The organism is Psychrobacter sp. JCM 18901 (genome assembly GCF_000586435.1).
Classification (GTDB): domain Bacteria; phylum Pseudomonadota; class Gammaproteobacteria; order Pseudomonadales; family Moraxellaceae; genus Psychrobacter.
This window is the reverse complement of the sequence record NZ_BAWH01000045.1, coordinates 1-1,386: the sequence shown is the minus strand read 5'-3', so window position 1 is coordinate 1,386 and position 1,386 is coordinate 1. Positions and strand designations below refer to the sequence as shown.

Sequence of the window (1,386 nt, the reverse complement as noted above, 5' to 3'; positions counted from 1 at the left end):
ATGCCACCAAAACCCCTCACATTAATCAGTGCCAAGCTCGCCTTTATCATATCCGCCATTGTTATCGGTATCATGGGTATCACCATGATTGGTTTTAGTTGGGTGCCGCACCTGTCTCTTATCTTGGCTATCTGTGTACTACTGGCTATCGGTATGTATAAAGGGCTCAGCTTTGATGACATGCAAGCGCAAATGGCCTCAGGTGTCATGCGCGGTATTGGTGCCATCTATTTGTTCTTCTTTATCGGACTGATGGTTGCGGCTCTGATGATGTCAGGTGCTATTCCTACTTTAATGTATGTAGGCTTTCAGCTGATCTCACCTGAGTACTACTATATCTCTGCCTTTATCTTGACCTCTATTATCGGTATTGCTCTAGGTAGTAGTTTGACGACTGCCGCTACCTTGGGCGTGGCGTTTATTGGTATGAGTAATGCGTTTGATGCCAATGTGGCGATAGCGGCAGGGGCAGTAGTATCAGGCGCGTTCTTTGGCGATAAGATGTCGCCTTTGTCTGATACTTGTACGATTGCATCCTCTGTTGTCGGTATTGATCTGTTTGAGCATATTCGCAATATGATGTATACGACAGTACCTGCGTGGGTACTGACGGTTATTTTGTTTTGGCTGTTCTCAGGACAGACGACCAGTGCTGATCTGAGTCAAGTGACCATACTACAAGGTCAGCTGATAGACAGTGGTTTGATACATGGATATTCGGTACTGCCATTTGTGGTATTAGTCGGGTTGGCACTGTTTCGGGTTAATGCGATTTATACGATTATCTGTACCATTGCCGCGGCACTCATCATTACTTATGTACACAGCTCACCAAGCTTTGGCCAACTGGGCGGTTATCTATTTGCAGGCTATGCCCCTGCTGAGTCATTAGAGTTAGGGGAAGTAGGTGGAATGCTGTCGCGTGGTGGTGTACAGAGTATGTTCTTTACCCAGGCGATTGTGATACTGGCATTAAGCTTAGGTGGTCTATTAACGGCACTAGGTATTCTGCCAGCACTGCTATCTGGTATTAAGGATACATTGACGACATCAGGACGAGCTATCTTTGCGGCAGCGATGTCGGCACTAAGCATTAACGTGCTGATCGGTGAGCAGTACTTGAGCATCTTATTGTCTGGTACGGCCTTTCGTTCGACATTTGAGCGCTTACATCTACATCCGAAGAATCTGTCGCGGACGATTGAGGATGCAGGAACGGTGATTAATCATTAGTGCCTTGGAGTGTGTGCGGGGTATTTATTAGTCAGGCGCTAGGGGTGCCAGTATTAGAGTATTTGCCTTATGCGTTTTTCTGTTATTTGTCATTACTGCTGACACTGCTATTCGGGTTCACGGGGCTGACGATTAGTCGGGTTAAAGAGGGGA

1 pseudogene is annotated in these 1,386 nt (G+C 46.6%); it reads left to right on the top strand.

The features are described 5' to 3' along the window. A pseudogene (locus tag TT11_RS16495) lies at positions 1 to 1,386 on the top strand (Na+/H+ antiporter NhaC family protein); the annotation flags it as partial.